The organism is Mycobacterium sp. M23085 (assembly GCF_045343915.1).
Taxonomy (GTDB): Bacteria; Actinomycetota; Actinomycetes; order Mycobacteriales; family Mycobacteriaceae; genus Mycobacterium.
In genome coordinates this window covers 4,468,737-4,487,214 of the sequence record NZ_CP174280.1, presented here as the reverse complement: position 1 = coordinate 4,487,214, position 18,478 = coordinate 4,468,737, and the positions used below count along the sequence as shown (strand labels likewise).

General features: G+C 67.2%; 16 protein-coding genes and 1 pseudogene. 5 read left to right on the top strand and 12 right to left on the bottom strand.

Features of this window, described 5'->3' with window-relative positions; all coding sequences use genetic code 11:
- Positions 1-9 precede the first annotated feature (9 nt).
- Both ACIUM1_RS21200 and ACIUM1_RS21195 read left to right on the top strand, forming a co-directional pair.
- Positions 10-1,080: a zinc-binding dehydrogenase gene (locus ACIUM1_RS21200; protein WP_406814514.1), complete on the top strand. Its 1,071-nt coding sequence runs from the start codon at positions 10-12 to the stop codon at positions 1,078-1,080.
- Positions 1,077-1,679, top strand: a complete 603-nt coding sequence (locus ACIUM1_RS21195) for a TetR/AcrR family transcriptional regulator (RefSeq protein ID WP_406814513.1) — start codon at positions 1,077-1,079, stop codon at positions 1,677-1,679. Before ACIUM1_RS21200 ends, ACIUM1_RS21195 begins: the two co-directional genes overlap by 4 nt.
- 17 nt (positions 1,680-1,696) lie before the next feature.
- Here ACIUM1_RS21195 and ACIUM1_RS21190 read toward each other — a convergent pair whose 3' ends face one another.
- Both ACIUM1_RS21190 and pruA read right to left on the bottom strand, forming a co-directional pair.
- Entirely contained in the window at positions 1,697-2,662 is a 966-nt protein-coding gene (locus ACIUM1_RS21190; protein WP_406814512.1) for a proline dehydrogenase family protein, read from the bottom strand.
- Positions 2,662-4,293, bottom strand: a complete 1,632-nt coding sequence (pruA, locus tag ACIUM1_RS21185; RefSeq protein ID WP_406814511.1) for an L-glutamate gamma-semialdehyde dehydrogenase — start codon at positions 4,291-4,293, stop codon at positions 2,662-2,664. The genes ACIUM1_RS21190 and pruA overlap by 1 nt, the downstream gene beginning before the upstream one ends.
- Before the next feature lie 83 nt (positions 4,294-4,376).
- Here pruA and ACIUM1_RS21180 point away from each other — a divergent pair, with 83 nt between their 5' ends.
- Complete coding sequence (locus ACIUM1_RS21180; protein WP_406814510.1) at positions 4,377-5,972, top strand: PucR family transcriptional regulator; 1,596 nt, start codon at positions 4,377-4,379, stop codon at positions 5,970-5,972.
- A 103-nt stretch (positions 5,973-6,075) separates the two neighbouring features.
- Here ACIUM1_RS21180 and ACIUM1_RS21175 read toward each other — a convergent pair whose 3' ends face one another.
- The 6 genes from ACIUM1_RS21175 to fdxA all read right to left on the bottom strand — a co-directional run bounded on the left by ACIUM1_RS21175 (position 6,076) and on the right by fdxA (position 12,584).
- Positions 6,076-6,405 (bottom strand): DUF6955 family protein, encoded by a 330-nt coding sequence (locus ACIUM1_RS21175; protein WP_406814509.1) that lies wholly within the window; start codon positions 6,403-6,405, stop codon positions 6,076-6,078.
- Positions 6,402-7,661 carry a sulfate adenylyltransferase gene (sat, locus tag ACIUM1_RS21170; RefSeq protein WP_406814508.1) on the bottom strand — a complete coding sequence of 420 codons (1,260 nt, stop codon included), beginning with the start codon at positions 7,659-7,661 and terminating at the stop codon, positions 6,402-6,404. The genes ACIUM1_RS21175 and sat overlap by 4 nt, the downstream gene beginning before the upstream one ends.
- A 78-nt stretch (positions 7,662-7,739) precedes the next feature.
- Positions 7,740-8,408 carry an adenylyl-sulfate kinase gene (gene cysC / locus ACIUM1_RS21165; RefSeq protein ID WP_406814507.1) on the bottom strand — a complete coding sequence of 223 codons (669 nt, stop codon included), beginning with the start codon at positions 8,406-8,408 and terminating at the stop codon, positions 7,740-7,742.
- Positions 8,409-8,670: 262 nt separating this feature from the next.
- On the bottom strand, positions 8,671-11,034 hold the full coding sequence (locus ACIUM1_RS21160) for an amino acid permease (protein ID WP_406814506.1): 2,364 nt from the start codon (positions 11,032-11,034) through the stop codon (positions 8,671-8,673).
- 96 nt (positions 11,035-11,130) lie between these two features.
- Positions 11,131-12,216, bottom strand: coding sequence for a succinyldiaminopimelate transaminase (dapC, locus tag ACIUM1_RS21155; protein WP_406817795.1), 1,086 nt, complete (start codon positions 12,214-12,216; stop codon positions 11,131-11,133).
- A 41-nt stretch (positions 12,217-12,257) separates the two neighbouring features.
- Complete coding sequence (fdxA, locus tag ACIUM1_RS21150) at positions 12,258-12,584, bottom strand: ferredoxin (protein ID WP_003875467.1); 327 nt, start codon at positions 12,582-12,584, stop codon at positions 12,258-12,260.
- Between the two features lie 378 nt (positions 12,585-12,962).
- On the opposite strand from fdxA, the gene ACIUM1_RS21145 reads away from it, so the two are divergent.
- Positions 12,963-13,295, top strand: a complete 333-nt coding sequence (locus tag ACIUM1_RS21145; RefSeq protein ID WP_406814505.1) for a hemophore-related protein — start codon at positions 12,963-12,965, stop codon at positions 13,293-13,295.
- Positions 13,296-13,319: 24 nt separating this feature from the next.
- Here the strand turns inward: ACIUM1_RS21145 and ACIUM1_RS21140 are convergent.
- The 4 genes and pseudogenes from ACIUM1_RS21140 to mshB form a co-directional block, all read right to left on the bottom strand.
- Positions 13,320-13,519 (bottom strand): annotated as a pseudogene (locus tag ACIUM1_RS21140) (hypothetical protein); the annotation flags it as partial.
- 47 nt (positions 13,520-13,566) lie between these two features.
- Positions 13,567-16,206 (bottom strand): bifunctional FO biosynthesis protein CofGH, encoded by a 2,640-nt coding sequence (locus ACIUM1_RS21135; protein WP_406814504.1) that lies wholly within the window; start codon positions 16,204-16,206, stop codon positions 13,567-13,569.
- 95 nt (positions 16,207-16,301) lie between these two features.
- A complete protein-coding gene (locus ACIUM1_RS21130; protein WP_406814503.1) occupies positions 16,302-16,763 on the bottom strand; it encodes a hypothetical protein in 462 nt (153 codons plus the stop codon).
- A gap of 92 nt (positions 16,764-16,855) precedes the next feature.
- Positions 16,856-17,770: an N-acetyl-1-D-myo-inositol-2-amino-2-deoxy-alpha-D-glucopyranoside deacetylase gene (gene mshB / locus ACIUM1_RS21125; protein WP_406814502.1), complete on the bottom strand. Its 915-nt coding sequence runs from the start codon at positions 17,768-17,770 to the stop codon at positions 16,856-16,858.
- Between the two features lie 96 nt (positions 17,771-17,866).
- Here mshB and ACIUM1_RS21120 point away from each other — a divergent pair, with 96 nt between their 5' ends.
- Positions 17,867-18,478 (top strand): TetR/AcrR family transcriptional regulator, encoded by a 612-nt coding sequence (locus ACIUM1_RS21120; protein ID WP_406814501.1) that lies wholly within the window; start codon positions 17,867-17,869, stop codon positions 18,476-18,478.

Genomic DNA, 18,478 nt, shown 5'->3' with positions numbered 1-18,478 from the left:
GGGGACGTCATGCCCAGGCTCGCGCTCCTGACCGCCCACGGCGGGCCCATCGAGCTGGCCGAATTCCCGTTGACCACACCGGCGCCGGGGACCGCGGCGCTGCGGCTGCGGATGGCCGGCATCTGCGGGTCCGACTTGCACATCTTCCGCGGCGAGCTGCCCCTGCCGTGCCCGTTCGCCATGGGTCACGAAATGGTCGGCGAGATCGCCGAACTCGGCGAGGGCCTGACCACCGACGCGACCGGGAAGCCGCTGGCCGTCGGCGATCGGGTGGTGGCGCCGTACTTCTGGTTCTGCGGCAGTTGTCACGCGTGCGCGCGGGGTCGGTCGTACGCATGCCAGAACCTGATGGCCGGCGAATACCGCACCCACGATCAGCCGCCGCACTTCGTCGCGGCCTACGGCGAGTACTACTACACCAGCCGCCGGCAGCCGTTGTATAAGGTTCCCGCCGACCTGCCCGACGAGGCCGTCGCCCCGCTGAACTGCGCGCTGGCCCAGGTGCTTTTCGCATTGCGCGACGTGCGGCTCGGGGACACCGTCGTCATTCAGGGCGCGGGCGGGCTGGGCATCAACGCCGCCGCCGTCGCGCGAACGGCGGGTGCCGCGGCGGTCATCGTCATCGACAAGATCGCCGAACGACTGGACGTCGCCGCCAATTTCGGGGCCACCCACTGCATCGACGCCAGCTGGATCTCGGCCGCCGAGGTCACCGAACGGGTGCGCGAACAGACCGGCGGCATCGGTGCGGACTGGGTGCTCGAGGTTGTGGGGGTGCCGGGCGTCATTCCGGAGGGGATCGGGTTCCTCAACAACGGAGGGACGCTGCTCGAGGTCGGCAACGTCGGGATGGGACGCACCTTCGAGCTCGACCCGAGCGCACTGGTCTACGGCAACAAGTCGGTGCGCGGCGTGATGCTGTATGACCCAGTTGCCCTGGCCACCGGTCTTTCGTTCCTGCAGCGCACCAGTTTTCCCTTCGAGCGGCTGATGCCCAAGCCGTTTCGTCTGGCCGACGTCAACGCCGCGTTCGCGTCGGCCGACGCCGGGCTGGTCCCGCGGGGGGCTTTGATTCCATGACGACTCAGCCGGCCCAGGAGACCCCCACCCGCGAGCTCATCGTGGAGTCCGCGTTCGCGTGTTTCGGCAGTCAGGGATTGCACAAGGCAACCATCGTCGACATCGCCAAGCGGGCCGGCGTATCGCGCAGCACCATCTACGAATACTTCTCCGACAAGGCCTCGATCGTCGAGGCGTGCGCCGAACACGCCTCCGAACGGTTCTACCGGGAGATGACCAAGGCGATGGAGCGCGGCGCCAGCCTGGAGGAAAAGCTCTGCTCGGCAGCGGTTTTCGTCACTCAGGCGCGACGGGTCATCTCGTCCGAGAAGTACTTCGACGAGGACGCGATCAGCCTGCTGCTGACCAAGGACGCCGCCGTGCTGCTGCGCGAATGCGTCGAGTTCTTCGCCCCCTACCTGTCCGCCGCCAGGCTCACGGGTGAGGTGCGCAAGGACCTCGACATCGAGGCCGCCGGTGAGTGGTTCGCGCGTATCCTGTTCTCGCTCTTCAGCACGCCGTCCTCGACGCTGGACATGGACAACCCCGACGTGGCTGCGGAATTCGTTCGCGCCCACGTGGTGCGCGGCTTCGCCAGCGACCGACCGCGACGGCGTTGAGCGCACAGTGACGGCGTTCAGTGACCGCGCTGCGCCAGTGCCCGCAGGAAAAACGTCAGGTTGGCGGGCCGCTCGGCCAGCCGCCGCATGAAGTAGCCGTACCACTGGGTGCCGAATGGGACGTATACCCGGACCTGGTTGCCGGTCTCGGCAAGGCGCCGCTGCTCGTCGTCGCGAATTCCATAGAGCATCTGGTATTCGAATTCGTCGCTGCGACGGCCTGACTCGCGCACCAGCTCGGGAACCGCCCCGATGATCTCCGGGTCATGGGAGGCCACCATCGGGTAGCCGGACCCGGCCATCAACGCCCGCAGGCAAGCCAGGTATGAGTCGGTGACCTCGGTCGGCTCGCGGTAGGCCAGCGACCCGGGTTCGTCGTAGGCCCCCTTGCACAGCCTGACCCGGGCGCCGGAGGCGGCGAATTCCTCGCAGTCATCCAGCGTGCGCCGCAGATATGCCTGCAAAACAAGCCCAAGCCATGGGAATTCGGCTCGCAGGTCGCGCACGATCTGCAGCGTCGAGTCGGTGGTGGCGTGGTCCTCGGCGTCCACGGTCACCCATACCCCGGCACGCTGCGCGGCGGCGCAAATCGACCACACGTTCTCCCGTGCGATCTTGTGCCCGTCGCGGTCCAGCGACTGCCCCAGCGCCGACAGCTTGACCGAGACTTCCAGCGGTCGGACCGTTTCGCCCGCGCTGCCGTCTCCAGCCAACGTGTCGATCAGGTCCAGGTAGGTCCGCACGGCAGCATCGGCGTCGTCGACGTCAACGACGTCCTCGCCCAGGTAGTCGACGCTGACGAAGCGGCCCGAATCACGAAGGGCCGCCACGCTGTTCAGCACGGAATCGATCGTTTCGCCGGGCACGAACCGGTGCACAACTTTACGGGTCACCGGCAGCCGCTCGGCGGTGCGGCGCAAGCCCTCGCGGCGGCTCGCGGCCATGATCGCCGGGCGCAGGGTGGCGGCGAACAGCCCGGCCATCAGTCGGCACCCATGTGCGGATAAGTGTGGTCGGTTGCCGGGATGAAGGTCTCCTTGATGGTGCGAGCCGACGTCCAGCGCAACATGTTCAGCATCGATCCGGCCTTGTCGTTGGTGCCCGAGCCACGCGATCCCCCGAACGGCTGGCGGCCGACGACCGCGCCGGTCGGCTTGTCGTTGATGTAGAAGTTCCCGGCCGCGAAGCGCAGCCGGTGCTGGGCGGTGAGCACGGCGTCGCGGTCGTCGGCGACGATGGCGCCGGTGAGTGCGTATCGAGACCCGGTATCGACGACGTCGAGGATGCGCTCGTAGTCGTCGTCGGGGTACACGTGCACCGACAGCAGCGGGCCGAAGTATTCCGTGGCGAACGACTCGTCGGTCGGGTCGTCGGACAGCAGCACCGTCGGCCGCACGAAATAGCCTTCGCTGTCGTCGTATTCGCCGCCGACGGCGATGGTGACGTGCGGCGCACCCTTGGCCCGCTCGATGGCGTCGACGTTCTTGATGAAGGCGCGCCGGTCGATCAGCGCTCCGCCATAGTTGGTCAGATCGGCGACGTCGCCGTAGCGCAGCGCGGCGGTCTTGCCCAGGAAGTCGTCACCCATGCGTCGCCACACCGACCGGGCGATGAAGGCCCGCGACGCCGCCGAGCATTTCTGCCCCTGGTAGTCGAACGCGCCGCGGATCAGCGCGGTGCACAACACGTCCGGCCGGGCCGAGGCATGGGCGACGACGAAGTCTTTGCCGCCGGTCTCGCCGACCAGCCGCGGATAGCTTTGGTAGCGCCCGATATTGGCGCCCACCCGCTGCCACAGCTGCTGGAAGGTGGCCGTCGACCCGGTGAAGTGGATGCCGGCCAGCCGCGGATCGGCCAGTGCCACATCGGAAACCGCAAGGCCGTCACCGGTGACCAGGTTGATCACCCCCGGCGGCAGTCCCGCCTCCTCGAGCAGCCGCATGGTCAGATAGGCCGACAATGTCTGGGTGATCGACGGCTTCCACACCACGGTGTTGCCCATCAGGGCCGGTGCGGTCGGCAGGTTGCCGGCAATGGAGGTGAAGTTGAACGGCGTGATGGCGTACACGAAGCCGTCCAGTGGGCGGTATTCGCTGCGGTTCCACTCGCCGGGTCCGCTGATCGGCTGCTGCGCCAGGATCTGGCGCGCGAACGCCACGTTGAATCGCCAGAAGTCGATCTGTTCACAGGGCGAGTCGATCTCGGCCTGATAGACCGACTTGGATTGACCGAGCATCGTCGCGGCGGCGATCCTCTCCCGCCACGGCCCGGCCAGCAGGTCGGCGGCACGCAGGAACACCGCCGCCCGCTCATCGAACGGCAGCTCCGCCCAGGCGCTTTTCGCGGCCATCGCGGCCTCGATCGCCGCCGTCGCGTCCGCGTGCCCGGCGTTGGTCAAGGTGCCCAGCTTCGCGGCGTGCCGGTGCGGCTGGACGACGTCGACGCGCTCACCGTCGCCCATCCGATGGGCACCGCCGATGACATGCGGCAGCTCGCGGGGGTGATCGCGCAGCGCGGCCAGCTCGCCGAGCAGTCGGGCGCGTTCCGGGGAGTGCGGTGCGTAGTCGTGGACCGGCTCGTTGGCCGGCATCGGGACCTGGGTTATCGCGTCCATGCTGCAAGGGTCCGCCCGACCGCGGCGCAGGGAATTAGCTGATCGGACAAGATGAGCCCGTACCCATAGTAGAATCGGACAACATGGCCGGCGTGGGGCTGGGGCAGTTACTGCTGGCCCTGGACGCGACCCTGGTCAGCCTGGTCGACGCGCCCCGGGGCCTGGACCTGCCGGTCGGGTCGGCGGCACTGATCGACTCCGACGACGTGCGGCTCGGGCTGGCGGCCGCGGCGGGCTCCGCCGACGTCTTCTTCCTGCTGGGCGTGGCCGACGACGAGGCAGTGCGCTGGATGAACAAGCAGGCGCGCGAACGCGTGCCGGTCGCCGTCTTCGCCAAAGCGCCGTCGGATGCCCTCGTGACCACGGCCGTCGCGGCCGGCTCCGCGGTGGTGGGCGTGGACCCGCGCGCTCGCTGGGAGCGGCTCTATCAGCTGGTGAACCATGTCCTGGAGCACCACGGCGATCGTGCCGATGCGATGGACGACTCGGGCACCGACCTGTTCGGCTTGGCACAATCGCTCGCCGACCGCATCCACGGCATGGTCAGCATCGAAAACGCGCAATCGCACGTCTTGGCCTACTCGGCCTCCAACGACGAGGCCGACGAACTGCGCCGTCTTTCCATCCTGGGCAGGGCGGGCCCGCCCGAGCATCTCGAGTGGATCGGCCAGTGGGGCATCTTCGACGCGCTGCGGTCCGGCGGCGAGGTGGTCCGCGTGGCCGAACGGCCGGAATTGGGGCTGCGTCCGCGACTGGCCGTCGGTGTCCACCAGCCCGCACCCGATGCGCGCCGACCGCCGGTGTTCGCCGGAACCATCTGGGTGCAGCAAGGTTCCCAACCGCTGGCCGACGACGCCGAGGAGATGTTGCGCGGCGCCGCCGTGCTGGCCGCCCGCATCATGTCGCGGCTGGCGGCCCGGCCGTCCACGCATGCCCGCCGGGTTCAGCAACTCCTCGGCCTCGCCGACGCGGAAACCCTTGCGCACGTCGACGCTGCCGCGGTCGCCCGCGAACTCGGTCTCGCCGCCGACGGCGACGCGGCCCTGATCGGTTGGGACGCGGCCGACGGTGCACCACGTCACGGCCGGCTCGCCGACGTGATTGCGTTGAGCGCCAGCGCATTTCGATCTGACGCGCAGGTCGCCTCGAACGGCGCGAGAACGTATGTGCTTCTCCCCCAGACCCGCAGCCGGTCGGTCGCCTCCTGGGTGCGCGGCACCATCGGCGCCATCCGCGCCGAACTCGGCGTGCAGCTGCGGGCGGCAATCGCCGCGCCGGTCGCGGGACTCGCCGGGGTCGCATCGGCGCGCACCGAGGTGGACCGGGTGCTGAATAGCGCTGTGCGGCATCCCATTTCGTTCGGACAGGTGACGTCGCTGGCCGAAGCGCGCACCACGGTGCTGCTCGACGAAATCGTGACCCTGGTCGGCAGCGACGAACGATTGATCGATCCGCGGATCGTGGCACTGCGCGACGACGATCCGGTGCTGGCGAAGACGCTACGGACCTATCTGGACGCCTTCGGCGACATCGCCGCGGCCGCGCAATCGTTGCGGGTGCATCCGAATACGGTTCGCTACCGGGTGCGACGGATCGAGAACTTGATGTCGACGTCGCTGGCCGATCCCGAGGTGCGGCTGCTGTTTTCACTGGGGTTACGGGTGCTGGAAAGTCATTGACGTGCCGGCTTTCCCGCCGCAGCGGCCGGTATACGCGAAAATCCAGCGGCGGCAACCTTGCCCGCATCTGCGGCCGCCCGTTCACCCGGCTGGACGCCTGGCCTTACTGGCTATTCGCCGTCTCGGCTTCCTCGAGGAAGCGACCGACCACGTCGGGGCCGGTGGAGTGCATCTTGATGGACAACTCGAGCAACCTGTCCTTGGCCTGCTTGGGCAGCAGCTCGATCGATCGGGTGGTGGCCGAGTCGTACTTCGCCCCCGGAAAGCGCTGCAGCAGAGTGTCTTTCTGCTCCTCGGTGGCGTAGATCTCCAGTAGCTTCATACCGGCGAACGCCTCGTTCGCCAGGTCCGCCATCCCGGCATTCGCCAGCGCTTCCAAGCGTTCCTCGTTGATCCAGACGTTGACCTTGATGTTCCTGTCGCCGATGCTCATGAGTTCTCCAGTTGGTTCAGCGTAAAGACCGGCAGCCTGTCCTTGAGATACTCCTCGGTGACGAACGGCGAACCCTGACCGTACTTGGCCGCGCTGTCCATCACGACTTCGAACACCTCGTGCCGCATCACCTTTTGGGTTGGCTTGACCTCGTCGGTCAAGATGCTTCGAATCAGGCTGCCGCTGAAGCTTTGTGCTTGATCGTCATGACCGCACAGGGCCGAGTTGGTGACCTCCTGGCATACCGGGCAGTACCAGTTCTCGCGCAGGAATACCGGCTTGATGCCCAGCTCGCTCCGGTATTGCTTGAGGATGTTCTGGGAATCGTAGGGGTGGTAGAAATCACCCACCCCGGCGTGGTCACGACCGAACATGTGATGCGTGCAGCCGAGGTTTGTCCGCAGGATCGCATGGAAGATGGCCTCCCGGGGCCCGGCGTAGCGCATGTCCCACAACGTGAACGACACCAGGTGCACCTCCTCGCGGAAGTACCCACTGGTTCGCAACTCGTTCTGCGCCAAAAGGATTGCCTCGTCGATGTAGTCGCCGACGCGCTTTTGTCCGATGATGGCATTGACCAGCACGCCCGTGTTGAGCTGGTCGACGGGCTGATCCTCGTTCGCCGCCAGCCAGGCCTGCTTCATCAAGGCCTCGTGGCCGGTATGCGGAACATTGCGAGTCTGGTGAGCGACGGCCCGCTTCCAGTCCTTTTTCGCCAGCACGTCCTTATGCTGCTTCGGCGTGAGCCAGAAGCTCTTGAAGGGTTCATTGAACACCGGCTCGTTGATGAGCGTGATGTCACCGCCGATGAAGCGGTTCGCGTAAGCCAAGGTCTTCTTGACGCCCGGGTGCCGAAGATCGGTCGTGCCGTAAGTCTTTTCGGCCATCCGTGCCAAGTCGTATTCGTAGATCTCGGACACCTCGAAGAGCGCCATCGGGGCGTCGAGATATTCGAGGACGACACTTTCGCCCTCCTTCACCCCGAACCTCTCGACGTCCTCCGCGGAGAGGTCGAACACGATCGGGATGCTCCATAGCGTGCCGTCGGGCAGCTGAAACTTGTCCAGCGTGCCATCCACTTCACGTCGGCCCATGAACCCCGTCAGCGGGGTGAAGAAGCCGTAGGACAGGCTGATCACCTCGTGCGCGGTGGCTTTCGAGATCGGGATGCGCGGTAGCCCCTCGATCTGACTCGCCGCATTTTGTGTGGACACCCGTTCCACGATCGGCTTCCCGTTATGACCTTGGTAGCTCATGAAAGTGACCTCGTTTCGCGTAATCAGCGGTTACCCGTGCGGTGAACGGCTTCTCATGCCGCCGCCGGACCCGTACCGCTAGGTCTCCCGCCGGCCCCAGACCGAGATGACGCCGACCCGCTCGAGGTGGGCGATCACTTCCTCGGCCAGCGTGTCGGCGTCCTTATTGCCGCCCTCGAGCCGCAGCTCGGGCTGCGCCGGCGCTTCGTAGGGGTCGTCGATTCCGGTGAACCCCTTGATCTCGCCGGCCCGCGCTTTCTTGTACAGCCCCTTCGGATCACGCTGCTCACAAATCTCGATCGGGGTGTCGATGAAGATCTCCTGGAAATCGCCGTCGCCCAGGGTCGCCCGGATAGCGTCCCGATCGCGAACGTAGGGGCTGATGAACGCCGTCAGCACGATGGTGCCGGACTCGCAGAACAGCTTCGCGACCGCCCCGATGCGACGGATGTTCTCCTCCCGATCCTGCGCGGAAAATCCCAGGCCGAACCGCTTCGCGAACTCGGGTCCGTGGCGTTCCTCGAGAAGATCCGGACCGGCATTGAGGCCATAGCGGACGTTGTCCCCGTCCAGCAAGTAGCTGCGGATTCCCCGCTGGTAAAGCTTCTGTTCGACGACGTTGGCCACGGTGCTCTTGCCGCTGCCGCTCAGCCCGGTGAACCAGATGACGCAACCCTTGTGGCCATTGAGCTTCTCGCGCTCGGCGCGGCTTATGTGATGTTCGTGCCAGGTGATGTTGTTCGACATTGCCAGCTCCTGTTCACAACGTTTCAGCCGCGCATGGACGCGCCCACAAATCTGCACCCGACACCGGGCTTCGGCGCGGTAACTCGCCGCATCGATCCTGGTCACGCGTCTTCACCATATTGTTTATCAACGAATCCGGACCAGAACCAGTCCACAAGTAAAGATGGTCAACTTACGCTAGTTTTTCGTTGCGGGACGACCACACGCCCAAGCCGCAACGCCCCAACTGTTCGACCACCGCGCGGGCCGCGTCGGCGCGAGGCTATTTCTCGCTGGATTGTTCGGAGCCTTCGGACTCGGCTTCCTCCGTGGGATCCTCGATGATTTGATAATCCGGATCGACCATCGATATCTCCCGGGTGCCGGTCTGGCGAGCCTTCCCGGTGATCCGCAGTACCTGACCCGGCTGGATGTCGTCGCCCCCGTGGCCGGGACGGAAGGTGACGGTCATTTCGCCGGTGTGGTCTCCGATGACGATTCGCCGGTAGGTCCGGCCGCGGGTCGTGATGTCTTCGACCTCGCTGACCCGGCCTTCGACGCTGGCACGCTGTCCCGAGATCAGGCCGGCCACCCTGACCACCGATCGCGATCCCTGCGGGTGTTCGTAGGCGTCGACCTTCTGGTCCTCGCCCTGGGACACCCACGCCTCGAGCTTTTCGATCGCCTGCGCGATCCGCTGCTCGACGGTGTCGGGGTAGGCCTCCCTGATCCGCGTTTCGACGTCGTAGGGCACGATCGTCGCCGCGGCGTCGGGGATGAGGCTGACTGCTCGCGAAATTTTGTCGGCGGTGCGGTCGTGCAGCAGCCGACCCAACAGTGGGCCGAACGTCCGCCGCGGCAGCAGCACCGTCACATTGGTGCGCGGGTGCTCATCACGGGCCTTGACGACCAGCAGCTGCGCGGCCCGGCTGATCCGGCGGTCCGGGCAATCCACAATCCGCAGCGGGGTGTCGAGTTCGAAGTGGTCCCAACGCTTTCGCAGCAGCGCCGCGTGGGCCGGGTCGACCATGAAATGCACCGCGATCAGCTCGTCGGCCCGCAAGCCCCTGCCGTAGCGCAATGCCTCGATCACCGCCAGGTCGACGGAGTCGATCAACACGAACACCCGGTGCCGCGCGTACTTCACCAGTTCCGGGCGGTCGGTGCGGAACATCTCGAGAATGGCTGCCTCGGCGCGGTATTCGCGGTTGAGCCGGGTCAACATGAACACCAACAGTGGGAACACGACGACCACAAGCCAAGCACCCTCGGTGAACTTCGCCACCGCGAAGATGCCCACCACGATCGTCGACAGGATCGCCGCGGACAGGTTGATCGCCAGCCGGCGCCGCCAGCCCGGTTCCCGATGCGTCAGATGGTGTTTGGTCATCCCGTAGCCGGCCATCGAGAAGCCGGTGAACACGCCGATCGCGTAGAACGGCACCAGCGCGTTCACCGAGCCGCCGGTGGTCACCAGCAATGCGACCGAGAGCGCCGTCAGCGTGATGATGCCGTTCGAAAACACCAGGCGATGGCCGCGTTTGGTCAGCTGCCTGGGCAAAAAGCGGTCTTCGGCAACGAAACTGGCCAGCGCCGGAAAGCCGTTGAAGCTGGTGTTCGCGCCGGTGAACAGGATCGCGGCCGTCGCCGCCTGGACCAGAACGTAGCAGACATCGCCCACCGCGCCGTTGCCGAAGACGGCCCGGCCGATCTGCGACAGGACCGACGGATACTCCGTCAGATACGGCGTGGCGTGGGTGACGTGGGCCAGGTAGGCGACACCGGCCAGCAGCAGGCCCAGAATGGTGGCCATCGCGGTCAGCACCCGACGCGCGTTGCGGCCCTGCGGCTTTCGGAAGTAGTCGACGGTGTTGGAGATGGCTTCGACCCCGGTCAGCGACGAACCGCCGTTGGCGAACGCACGCAGCAGCACCAAGATCGTGGCGCCCATCACCAACCCGTTGCCCTGGTGCACCGGCACCGTCCCGGCCATCTGTGCGGGATCGTAAATCGGCAGCTTTCCCAGGACGGCGCGGACGACGCCGATCACGATGGTCAGGCCGACCATGACAATGAAGGAATAGGTCGCCACCGCGAACGGCAGTCCCGCTTCTTTCAGCCCGCGCAGGTTGGCGTAGCAGATGAGCAGCACGACGGCGACGGTGAGCTCGAGGCTGTACGGGCCCAGCGCGGGAATCGCCGAGACCACCGCGACGGTGCCCGCCGCCGACTGCACGGCGACGGTGACCACATAGTCGATCAACAGGGCCGCGGCAGCGATCTGAGCCACCCGGGGCCCGAAATTGTCGCGCGCGACGATGTATGAGCCACCGGCCCGGGTGTAGGCCATGACCACCTGCCGATACGAGGCGGCCACCAGCACCAGGATCAGCAGAATGACACCGGTGATGGGCAGCAGGAGCAGGAATGCGGCCAGCCCGGCGTGGGGCAACAGTTCGATCAGGATCTGCTCGGGACCATACGCGACAGAAGAGACCGCGTCGGGCGAAAGCGCGCCCAACGCAACCGGATTCGATAACTTCTCGGAAGCGATGTCCTCGGTGATCAGCGGCTTCCCCAGGAAAACCCGCTTGGCTAAGTCCCCTAGCGAAAGCGGGATGCGCACCTTGCTGGCCGAACTGGTCACGAGCACCGTCCTTACCCGAAGTCGAGAACCTGAGACGCCTGTGATGCATTGTGCACGCTCGCCCGTTTCGGGCGCGGGCGGGCGGGGCGTGCCGGGTCAGGCGAGCCGCTGCACGGCGGCGGCGATCCGCTCGTCGCCGGCGGTGAGCGCCACTCGCACGTGCTGCGCACCGCGCGGACCGTAGAAATCACCCGGCGCCACCAAGATGCCGCGCTGGGCCAGCCAGGCGACGCTGTCGTGGCATGGCTCGCCACGGGTGGCCCACAGATAGAGGCCGGCCTCGGAATGGTCGACGACAAAGCCCGCCGAACGCAGCGCGGGCAGTAGGGCTGCGCGGCGCCGTTCGTAGCGTTGCCGCTGGGCCAGCTCGTGGGCGTCGTCGTCCAGGGCGGCCACCATGGCGGCCTGCACCGGCGTGGGCACCATCATGCCGGCGTGCTTGCGCACCGCCAGCAGCTCGGCGACCAGCTCGGGGTCTCCGGCGACGAAACCGGCCCGGTACCCGGCCAGCGACGAGCTCTTAGACAGAGAGTGGATGGCGATCAGCCCGGTATGGTCCCCGTCGCACACCGACGGGTGCAGGATCGACAGCGGCCGGTCATCCCAGCCCAGCCCCAGGTAGCACTCGTCGGAGGCCACCACGCAGCCCCTGTCGCGGGCCCAGCCGACCACCTTGCGCAGGTGCTCGGCGCCCAGCACGCGTCCGGTCGGGTTGCTCGGCGAATTCAGGTAGTACAGCGACGGTGATTGCGGGCCCAGTTGGGCGAGCGAATCCGCGCGCAGCACCCGCGCCCCCGCCAGCCGGGCCCCGACGTCATAGGTCGGATACGCCAGCTCGGGCACCACGATCACGTCAGCCGGGCCCAGGCCCAGCAGCGTGGGCAGCCAGGCGATCAGCTCCTTGCTGCCGATCACCGGCAGCACGGCCGCCTCGGTCAGCCCGGTGATGCCGAACCGGCGGTCCAGCGCCGCGACCGCCGATTGACGCAGCCTGGCGGTGCCCGCGGTGACGGGATATCCCGACGCCGAGGCGGCGGCGGCCAGCGCCGCCTGGATCACCGGGGCGACCGGGTCGACCGGGGTGCCGACGGAGAGGTCGACGATTCCGCCCGGATGGGCGCTGGCCTGCGCCTTCGCGTCAGCCAGAGTGTCCCAGGGGAACTCCGGCAAGGACGCCGACACCGTCGACCGGTGCTTTTTGAGCTGGTGTGGCACCGGGTCGCTCAGTCGCCTTCGCCCTGTGGTGGCAGATCCTTGACCACTTGCGGGTCGTTCTCGGTCAAGCCGACCTTGGCCGCACCGCCGGGCGATCCCAGCTCGGCGAAGAAGTCGGCGTTGATCTGCGTGTACTGGCTCCACTGATCCGGCACATCGTCTTCGTAGTAGATGGCTTCGACGGGGCACACCGGCTCGCACGCCCCACAATCGACGCATTCGTCGGGGTGGATGTAGAGCATCCGAGCGCCTTCATAAATGCAGTCGACCGGGCACTCCTCGATACAGGCTTTGTCCTTGATGTCGACACAGGGTTCGGCGATCGTGTACGTCACAGACGTCTCCTCCATGTACTAGGGCTGAAATGTCGGGCTGCTGCTCAGCTCGCACCGGCGCGTCCGGCGCTTCCGGTGAAGCTCTCGGTTACTGATACTAGACGTTGCAGATACAGGTCAACCATTTGGCACGCCCGTCGGCGCACAGATTTAAGACCGGCAGTCTCGGGCCCTGTGACCGGGTGAGGTTTCGCCCAGGGCGAACACCACAGACAGGGCGCTGACCTGCAAAGAGTAACGCCTCGGCGGTGCCACTCGATAGCTGTTGCGGTGCGAGCGCGCTCGCGGAGCCTGGTAATCTCAACACGAAAGACGGCAACCGCTGGGCAGACGTTCTCGCCGGAATAGCGGTGCATTAACTGGGGAAGGTGTCCACACATGAGGCTGTCGTTGAGCAAATTGAGCGTTGCGGTAGGCGGCGCGGCGGTGGCGTTGACCGCCGCGGGCGGGGTCGCATCGGCTGATCCTGCGGACGCGATCATCAACACCACCTGCAACTACGGGCAGGTCATCGCGGCGCTGAACGCGACGGACCCGGCGGCTGCCCAGCAGCTGAACTCGTCGCCGGTGGCGCAGTCCTACATCCGCAACTTCTTGGCCGCACCGCCGCCGAAGCGCCAGCAGATGGCCCAGCAAATCCAGGCCATGCCGTCGGCGCAGAAGTACTACGACGACATCAACCAGGTCGCCGTCACCTGTAACAACTACTGAGCCGATCGCTTCGCAGGAAGCGGTTCAGTAGCCGCCGAGCAGGCGGCGCACGCGCCTTAGGTTTCTGGCCCGACGCGGCCGCGAATGCGTGCTGGATCAGCGGGCCTACGCCCCCAGAGCAGCAGCACGCGCGCGGCCGCGTCGGTTTCCAGGGTGGCCGGGCCGTCCGCCTCGGCAATGTCGATGGTGATCTGATCCGAGTTGGCGGCCAGGACGGCGTCGTCGATTCGTCGCTTCACGGCGTACCCGCCGCCTGTGACAAAAAAGCGAACTACGCGGCCAGCGTCGTGTAGTCGGTGGTGCGTTGCCGCGCCGGACGACCGATGCCTTCGGCGATCGCGATCAGCTCGGCCACCGTCTTGGCCGAGCCGTGTTCGGAGCCGGCCATCCGCGAGATGGTCTCCTCCATCAGCGTGCCGCCCAGATCGTTGGCGCCGCCGTTGAGCATCACCTGCGTGCGTTCGACACCCAGCTTGACCCAGCTGGTCTGGATCTGGGAAATGCGGCCGTGCAACATGATTCGCGCAAGCGCGTGCACCGCACGGTTATCGCGATGGGTGGGCCCCGGACGCGACGCGCCGGCCAGATACAGCGGCGAACTCTGGTGCACGAACGGCAGTGGCACGAATTCGGTGAAGCCGCCGGTGCGGTCCTGGATGTCACGCAGCACGTTGAGGTGACCCACCCAGTGCCGCGGGTTGTCGACGTGGCCGTACATCATGGTCGACGACGACCGCAGCCCCACTTCGTGTGCGGTGCTGACGATTTCGATCCACAACGACGTCGGCAGCTTGCCCTTGGTCAGCACCCAGCGCACCTCGTCGTCCAGGATCTCGGCGGCGGTGCCGGGGATGGTGTCCAGGCCCGCTTCGCGCAGGCTGATCAGCCACTCGCGAATGCTCAAGCCGCTCTTGGTCACTCCGTTGGCGATCTCCATCGGGGAGAACGCGTGCACGTGCATGGACGGCACCCGCGCTTTAACGGCCCGCACCAGATCGGCATAGCCGGTGACCGGCAGCTCGGGGTCGATGCCACCCTGCATGCACACCTCGGTGGCGCCTTGCACGTGCGCCTCCCACGCACGGTCGGCGACCTCCTCGGTGGACAGCGAGTACGCGTCGGCGTCGCCTTTGCGCTGCGCGAACGCGCAGAACCGGCACCCGGTGTAGCAGATGTTGGTGAAGTTGATGTTGCGGTTCACCACGAAGGTCACGTCGTCGCCGACGGTCTCGCGGCGCAGCGTATCGGCCAGCGCGGCAACGGCTTCCAGTGCCGGACCGTCGGCGGTCGCCAGCGACAGGTATTCGCTGTCGGAGCAGCCGGCGGGGTCACGTTCGGCGGAGCGCAGCGCGGCGAGCACGTCGGTGTCCAGACGCTCTGGCGCTTTGGCGCCCTGGGCGGCCAGTTCGTGGACGTGGGCGCGGATCGATTCCCAGTCGCCGAAGGCACTGTCGATGTCGCTGCGGGTTTCGGTGTTGCGGCCCTCGCTGTCGATCGCCGCGTTGAGGTCCACCCGGCCCGACGAACCGACGTCGTCGGGCTCCTGCCACGGCATCCCCACGGGGTTGACGTCGCGAGCCAGTCCGGTAGCCGGATCGGCCAATGCCGTCACATGTCCGGACACCCGCGGGTCGATCCAGGCCGAGCCCGCCTGCACGTATTTGGGCTGCGCAGTCAGCCGCTGGACCAGCTCGTAGCCGGCTTCGGCGGTGACGGCGGCCAGATCGTCCAGGGCCGGCCACGGCCGCTCCGGGTTGACGTGGTCGGGGGTCAACGGTGACACCCCTCCCCAGTCGTCGACCCCGGCACCGATCAGCGCCAGGCACTCGTCGCGCGACACCAGGTTGGGTGGCGCCTGAATGCGCATCCCGGGTCCGAGCACCAGCCGCGCCACCGCCACAGTCGCCAGGTAATCCTCGATGCCGGCGTCGGGGACCGCGGCCATCGCGGTGTGTTCCTTGGCCCGGAAGTTCTGCACGATCACTTCCTGCACGTGACCGAATTCCTTGTGCGACTTGCGAATAGCGTGCAAGGTGTCGGCCCGCTCGGCGAGGGTCTCGCCGATGCCGACCAGCAGGCCGGTAGTGAACGGAATCGACAACCGGCCCGCGTCGGTCAGAGTGCGCAGGCGGACGGCCGGATCTTTGTCCGGGCTGCCATAGTGCGCAAGCCCTTTCGTTTCGAACAGCCGCCGCGATGTCGTCTCGAGCATCATGCCCATCGACGGCGCCACCGGCTTGAGCCGGGCCAGCTCCGCCCAAGTCATCACACCGGGGTTCAGGTGCGGCAACAGCCCCGTCTCTTCGAGCACCCGGATCGCCATCGCCCGCAGGTAGGACAGCGTCGAGTCATAGCCACGCGCCTCCAGCCACTCACGCGCCTCCGGCCACCGATCCTCGGGACGGTCACCGAGGGTGAAAAGCGCTTCCTTGCAACCGAGTTCCGCACCGCGGCGGGCGATGTCCAGAATCTCGTCGGGCTCGAGGTACATGCCGGCGCCCTGGGCGCGCAGCTTGCCCGGGACGGTGACGAAGGTGCAGTAATGGCAGCTGTCCCGGCACAGGTGGGTGACCGGAATGAAAACCTTGCGCGAGTAGGTGATCGGTAGCCCGCCACCCGGGCCGCGGCGACCGGCCGACTGCAGACCCGCGTCGCGCACCCGCGCCGCGCTGGCGCACAGATCCGCCAGGTCGGCGCCCCGCGCGGTCATCGCGACCGCCGCCTCGTCGATGTTCAGCGCCACGCCATCTCGAGCCCGTCGCAATACCCGCCGCAGCGCCGAGGCACTGACCTCACCCGAGGCCTTGCCCGGAATCACAGGGTCTGGCAGAGCGGTAGGCTCCTCGCCCGGAGTCAACAGCACTTTTGTGTAACTTCCCGACGATCGAATTTCATCCGTGGGTCCCAACATGTGAAATCGTGGCACCCGGTGGCGGGTCCGGTCTGGGCAACAGTCAACAGTAGCGGCACACCCGCGTCGGTGAGCGGGCGACTCCCGGCCGAACGTCAGGCGCCCTGACCGCGCCGCCATAGCACCCACACGGGCGGTGCGACCCCCAGAACCAGCAGCAACAAGGCCCCGTAGGCCATCAGGCCGCGGCCCCCCAGAATGACGTCGTCGGCCGGGCCGCCCATGCTGATCACCGCCACCGTCAGCAGCCAGGTCCATAACGGCAACGCGGCCAGCCGCGGCGAGCGGGTCCAGCGACCTGCGGCCCACACCAGCGCCGCGTTGACCAGTCCGGAAATCAGTCCGCTGATGGGAAACGGAACCGTCCCGATGTACAGAGGCAACAGCAGAGCTCCGGCGAGTGCGGAGAGCACCCCGTCGACCGCCAAAAGGGCCAACACGACGAAACGGATCGCCGGATCGGTTGCGCCGCTGTCGTCGACGGAGGCGACGCGTGGCTTGGTTTCGGTCAGGTCGGGACGCTGTCGATGTTGGACATGATGGAGCCGATAACCCACTGGAAGCTGTCCAGCCGGTCCTGCCAGTGCTGCAGATTAGGGTCCAGGTCGGGGTCCATGCGAATTCCTTCCGTGGCTGCCTGGTTGGCAGCTTACCGCGTCCGGGCCGACGGAAGATCAAGCCCTGCGAGCAGGTCCGTTTCCCAGCCGCGCCCGTCGCGCTCCCCCGCGGCTCCGGCCGCCAGGACGTAGTGCTCTTGCCCCACTATCGGTATCGCCGCGTTGTTGGACAGTGCGCAGGCCCGGCCGGTCGGCCCGACGACCACCTGGGTGGCGTGCGCTGCGAGCGCCGCCCGCTTGGCGGCCCAGGCCTGCGGGCCGGTCTCGACGACGGCGTCGATGTCGGCATCGGCGTACCCGAAGGAGAACTCCTCTTTCGGCGGGACCGACCATTCGGGCCGCAGATCCTCGGGCGTCAGCGCGTCCATCGCCGCCTCGAATGCGGTCGCCGCGAAGACCGACCAGTAGAACTTCGGTACGTCCCACGGCTCGCCTGGGTATTCGGCGGCTTTGGCTCCCGGGCCGGCCGCGGCCACGGCGGCCGCCGTCACCCGGTGCGCGTGCACATGATCGGGGTGGCCGTAGCCGCCGTCCGGGTCGTAGGTCACGACGACGTGCGGGCGCTGCTCCCGAATGACGGCCACCAGCGCGCCGACGGCCTCGCGCTCGTCGGCGTCGATGAACCGTTGCCGGTGCCGCCGGGGAGTGCCGCGCATGCCCGAATCGCGCCACCGGCCGGCGCCACCGAGATAGTGCGGTTCGCCGATGCCCAGCGCCCGCAGCGCGGCGGTCAATTCGCCGATCCGGTAACCGCCGAGTTGGTCGGCGCGATCGACTGCGAGTCCGGCCCAACGATCGCCGATCACCTCGCCCTCCTCGCCCAGCGTGCAGGTGACGACGCGAACATCCGCCCCGCGGGCGGCGTAGTGGGCGATGGTGGCGCCGGTGCCGAGGCTTTCGTCGTCGGGGTGCGCGTGCACGAACAGCAGCCGCGGCGTCTCAGGCATGGACGGCACCCTACCGTCAGCGGCGCCGCTTTCGGCAGCCCGGCGGCTACCCGCCGATAGGCGGCAGATAGGAACGCACCCGGCTACTATCGAGGGGTGCCCCAGCTCACGGACGCAAACCGCGCCGGCAGCCGAAGCCGCCGGCGCGGCGAAGTCCTCGAACGCGCGCTCTACGAGGCCACTCTGGCCGAGCTGACCGAAGTCGGTTACGGCGGCCTCACCATGGAGGGAATCGCGGCGCGGGCCCACACCGGCAAGGCCGCGCTGTACCGACGCTGGGATACCAAATGCGAGCTGGTGCACGCCGCTTTGGTGTACGCGCTGCCGCCGCTGCCCGAGCTGCGGTCCGGCCGTTCGGCCAGAGAGAACCTGCTGGCGATGTTCACCGCCCAGCGTGACCTGCTGGCCGGAAAGACCGGCTTCCCCGGTCTGGAGGTCATCCATCAGCTGTTGCACGAACCCGAGATGCGGGCCATCTTCGCCGACGCGGTGGTGCGGCCGCGCCTGCAGATCGTGGAAGCGATCCTGCAGGCCGCCATCGAAGACGGCGACCTCGACGCAAAGGTCGTCACGCCGCTCACCGCCCGCGTCGGGTCGGCGCTGATCAACCAGCACTTCCTGCTGAACGGGTCGCCGCCGAACCGGCGCGAGCTGGCGCTGATCGTCGACACCGTGATTCCGCCGCGGGCAGCGCGGCCCGCCGACTGA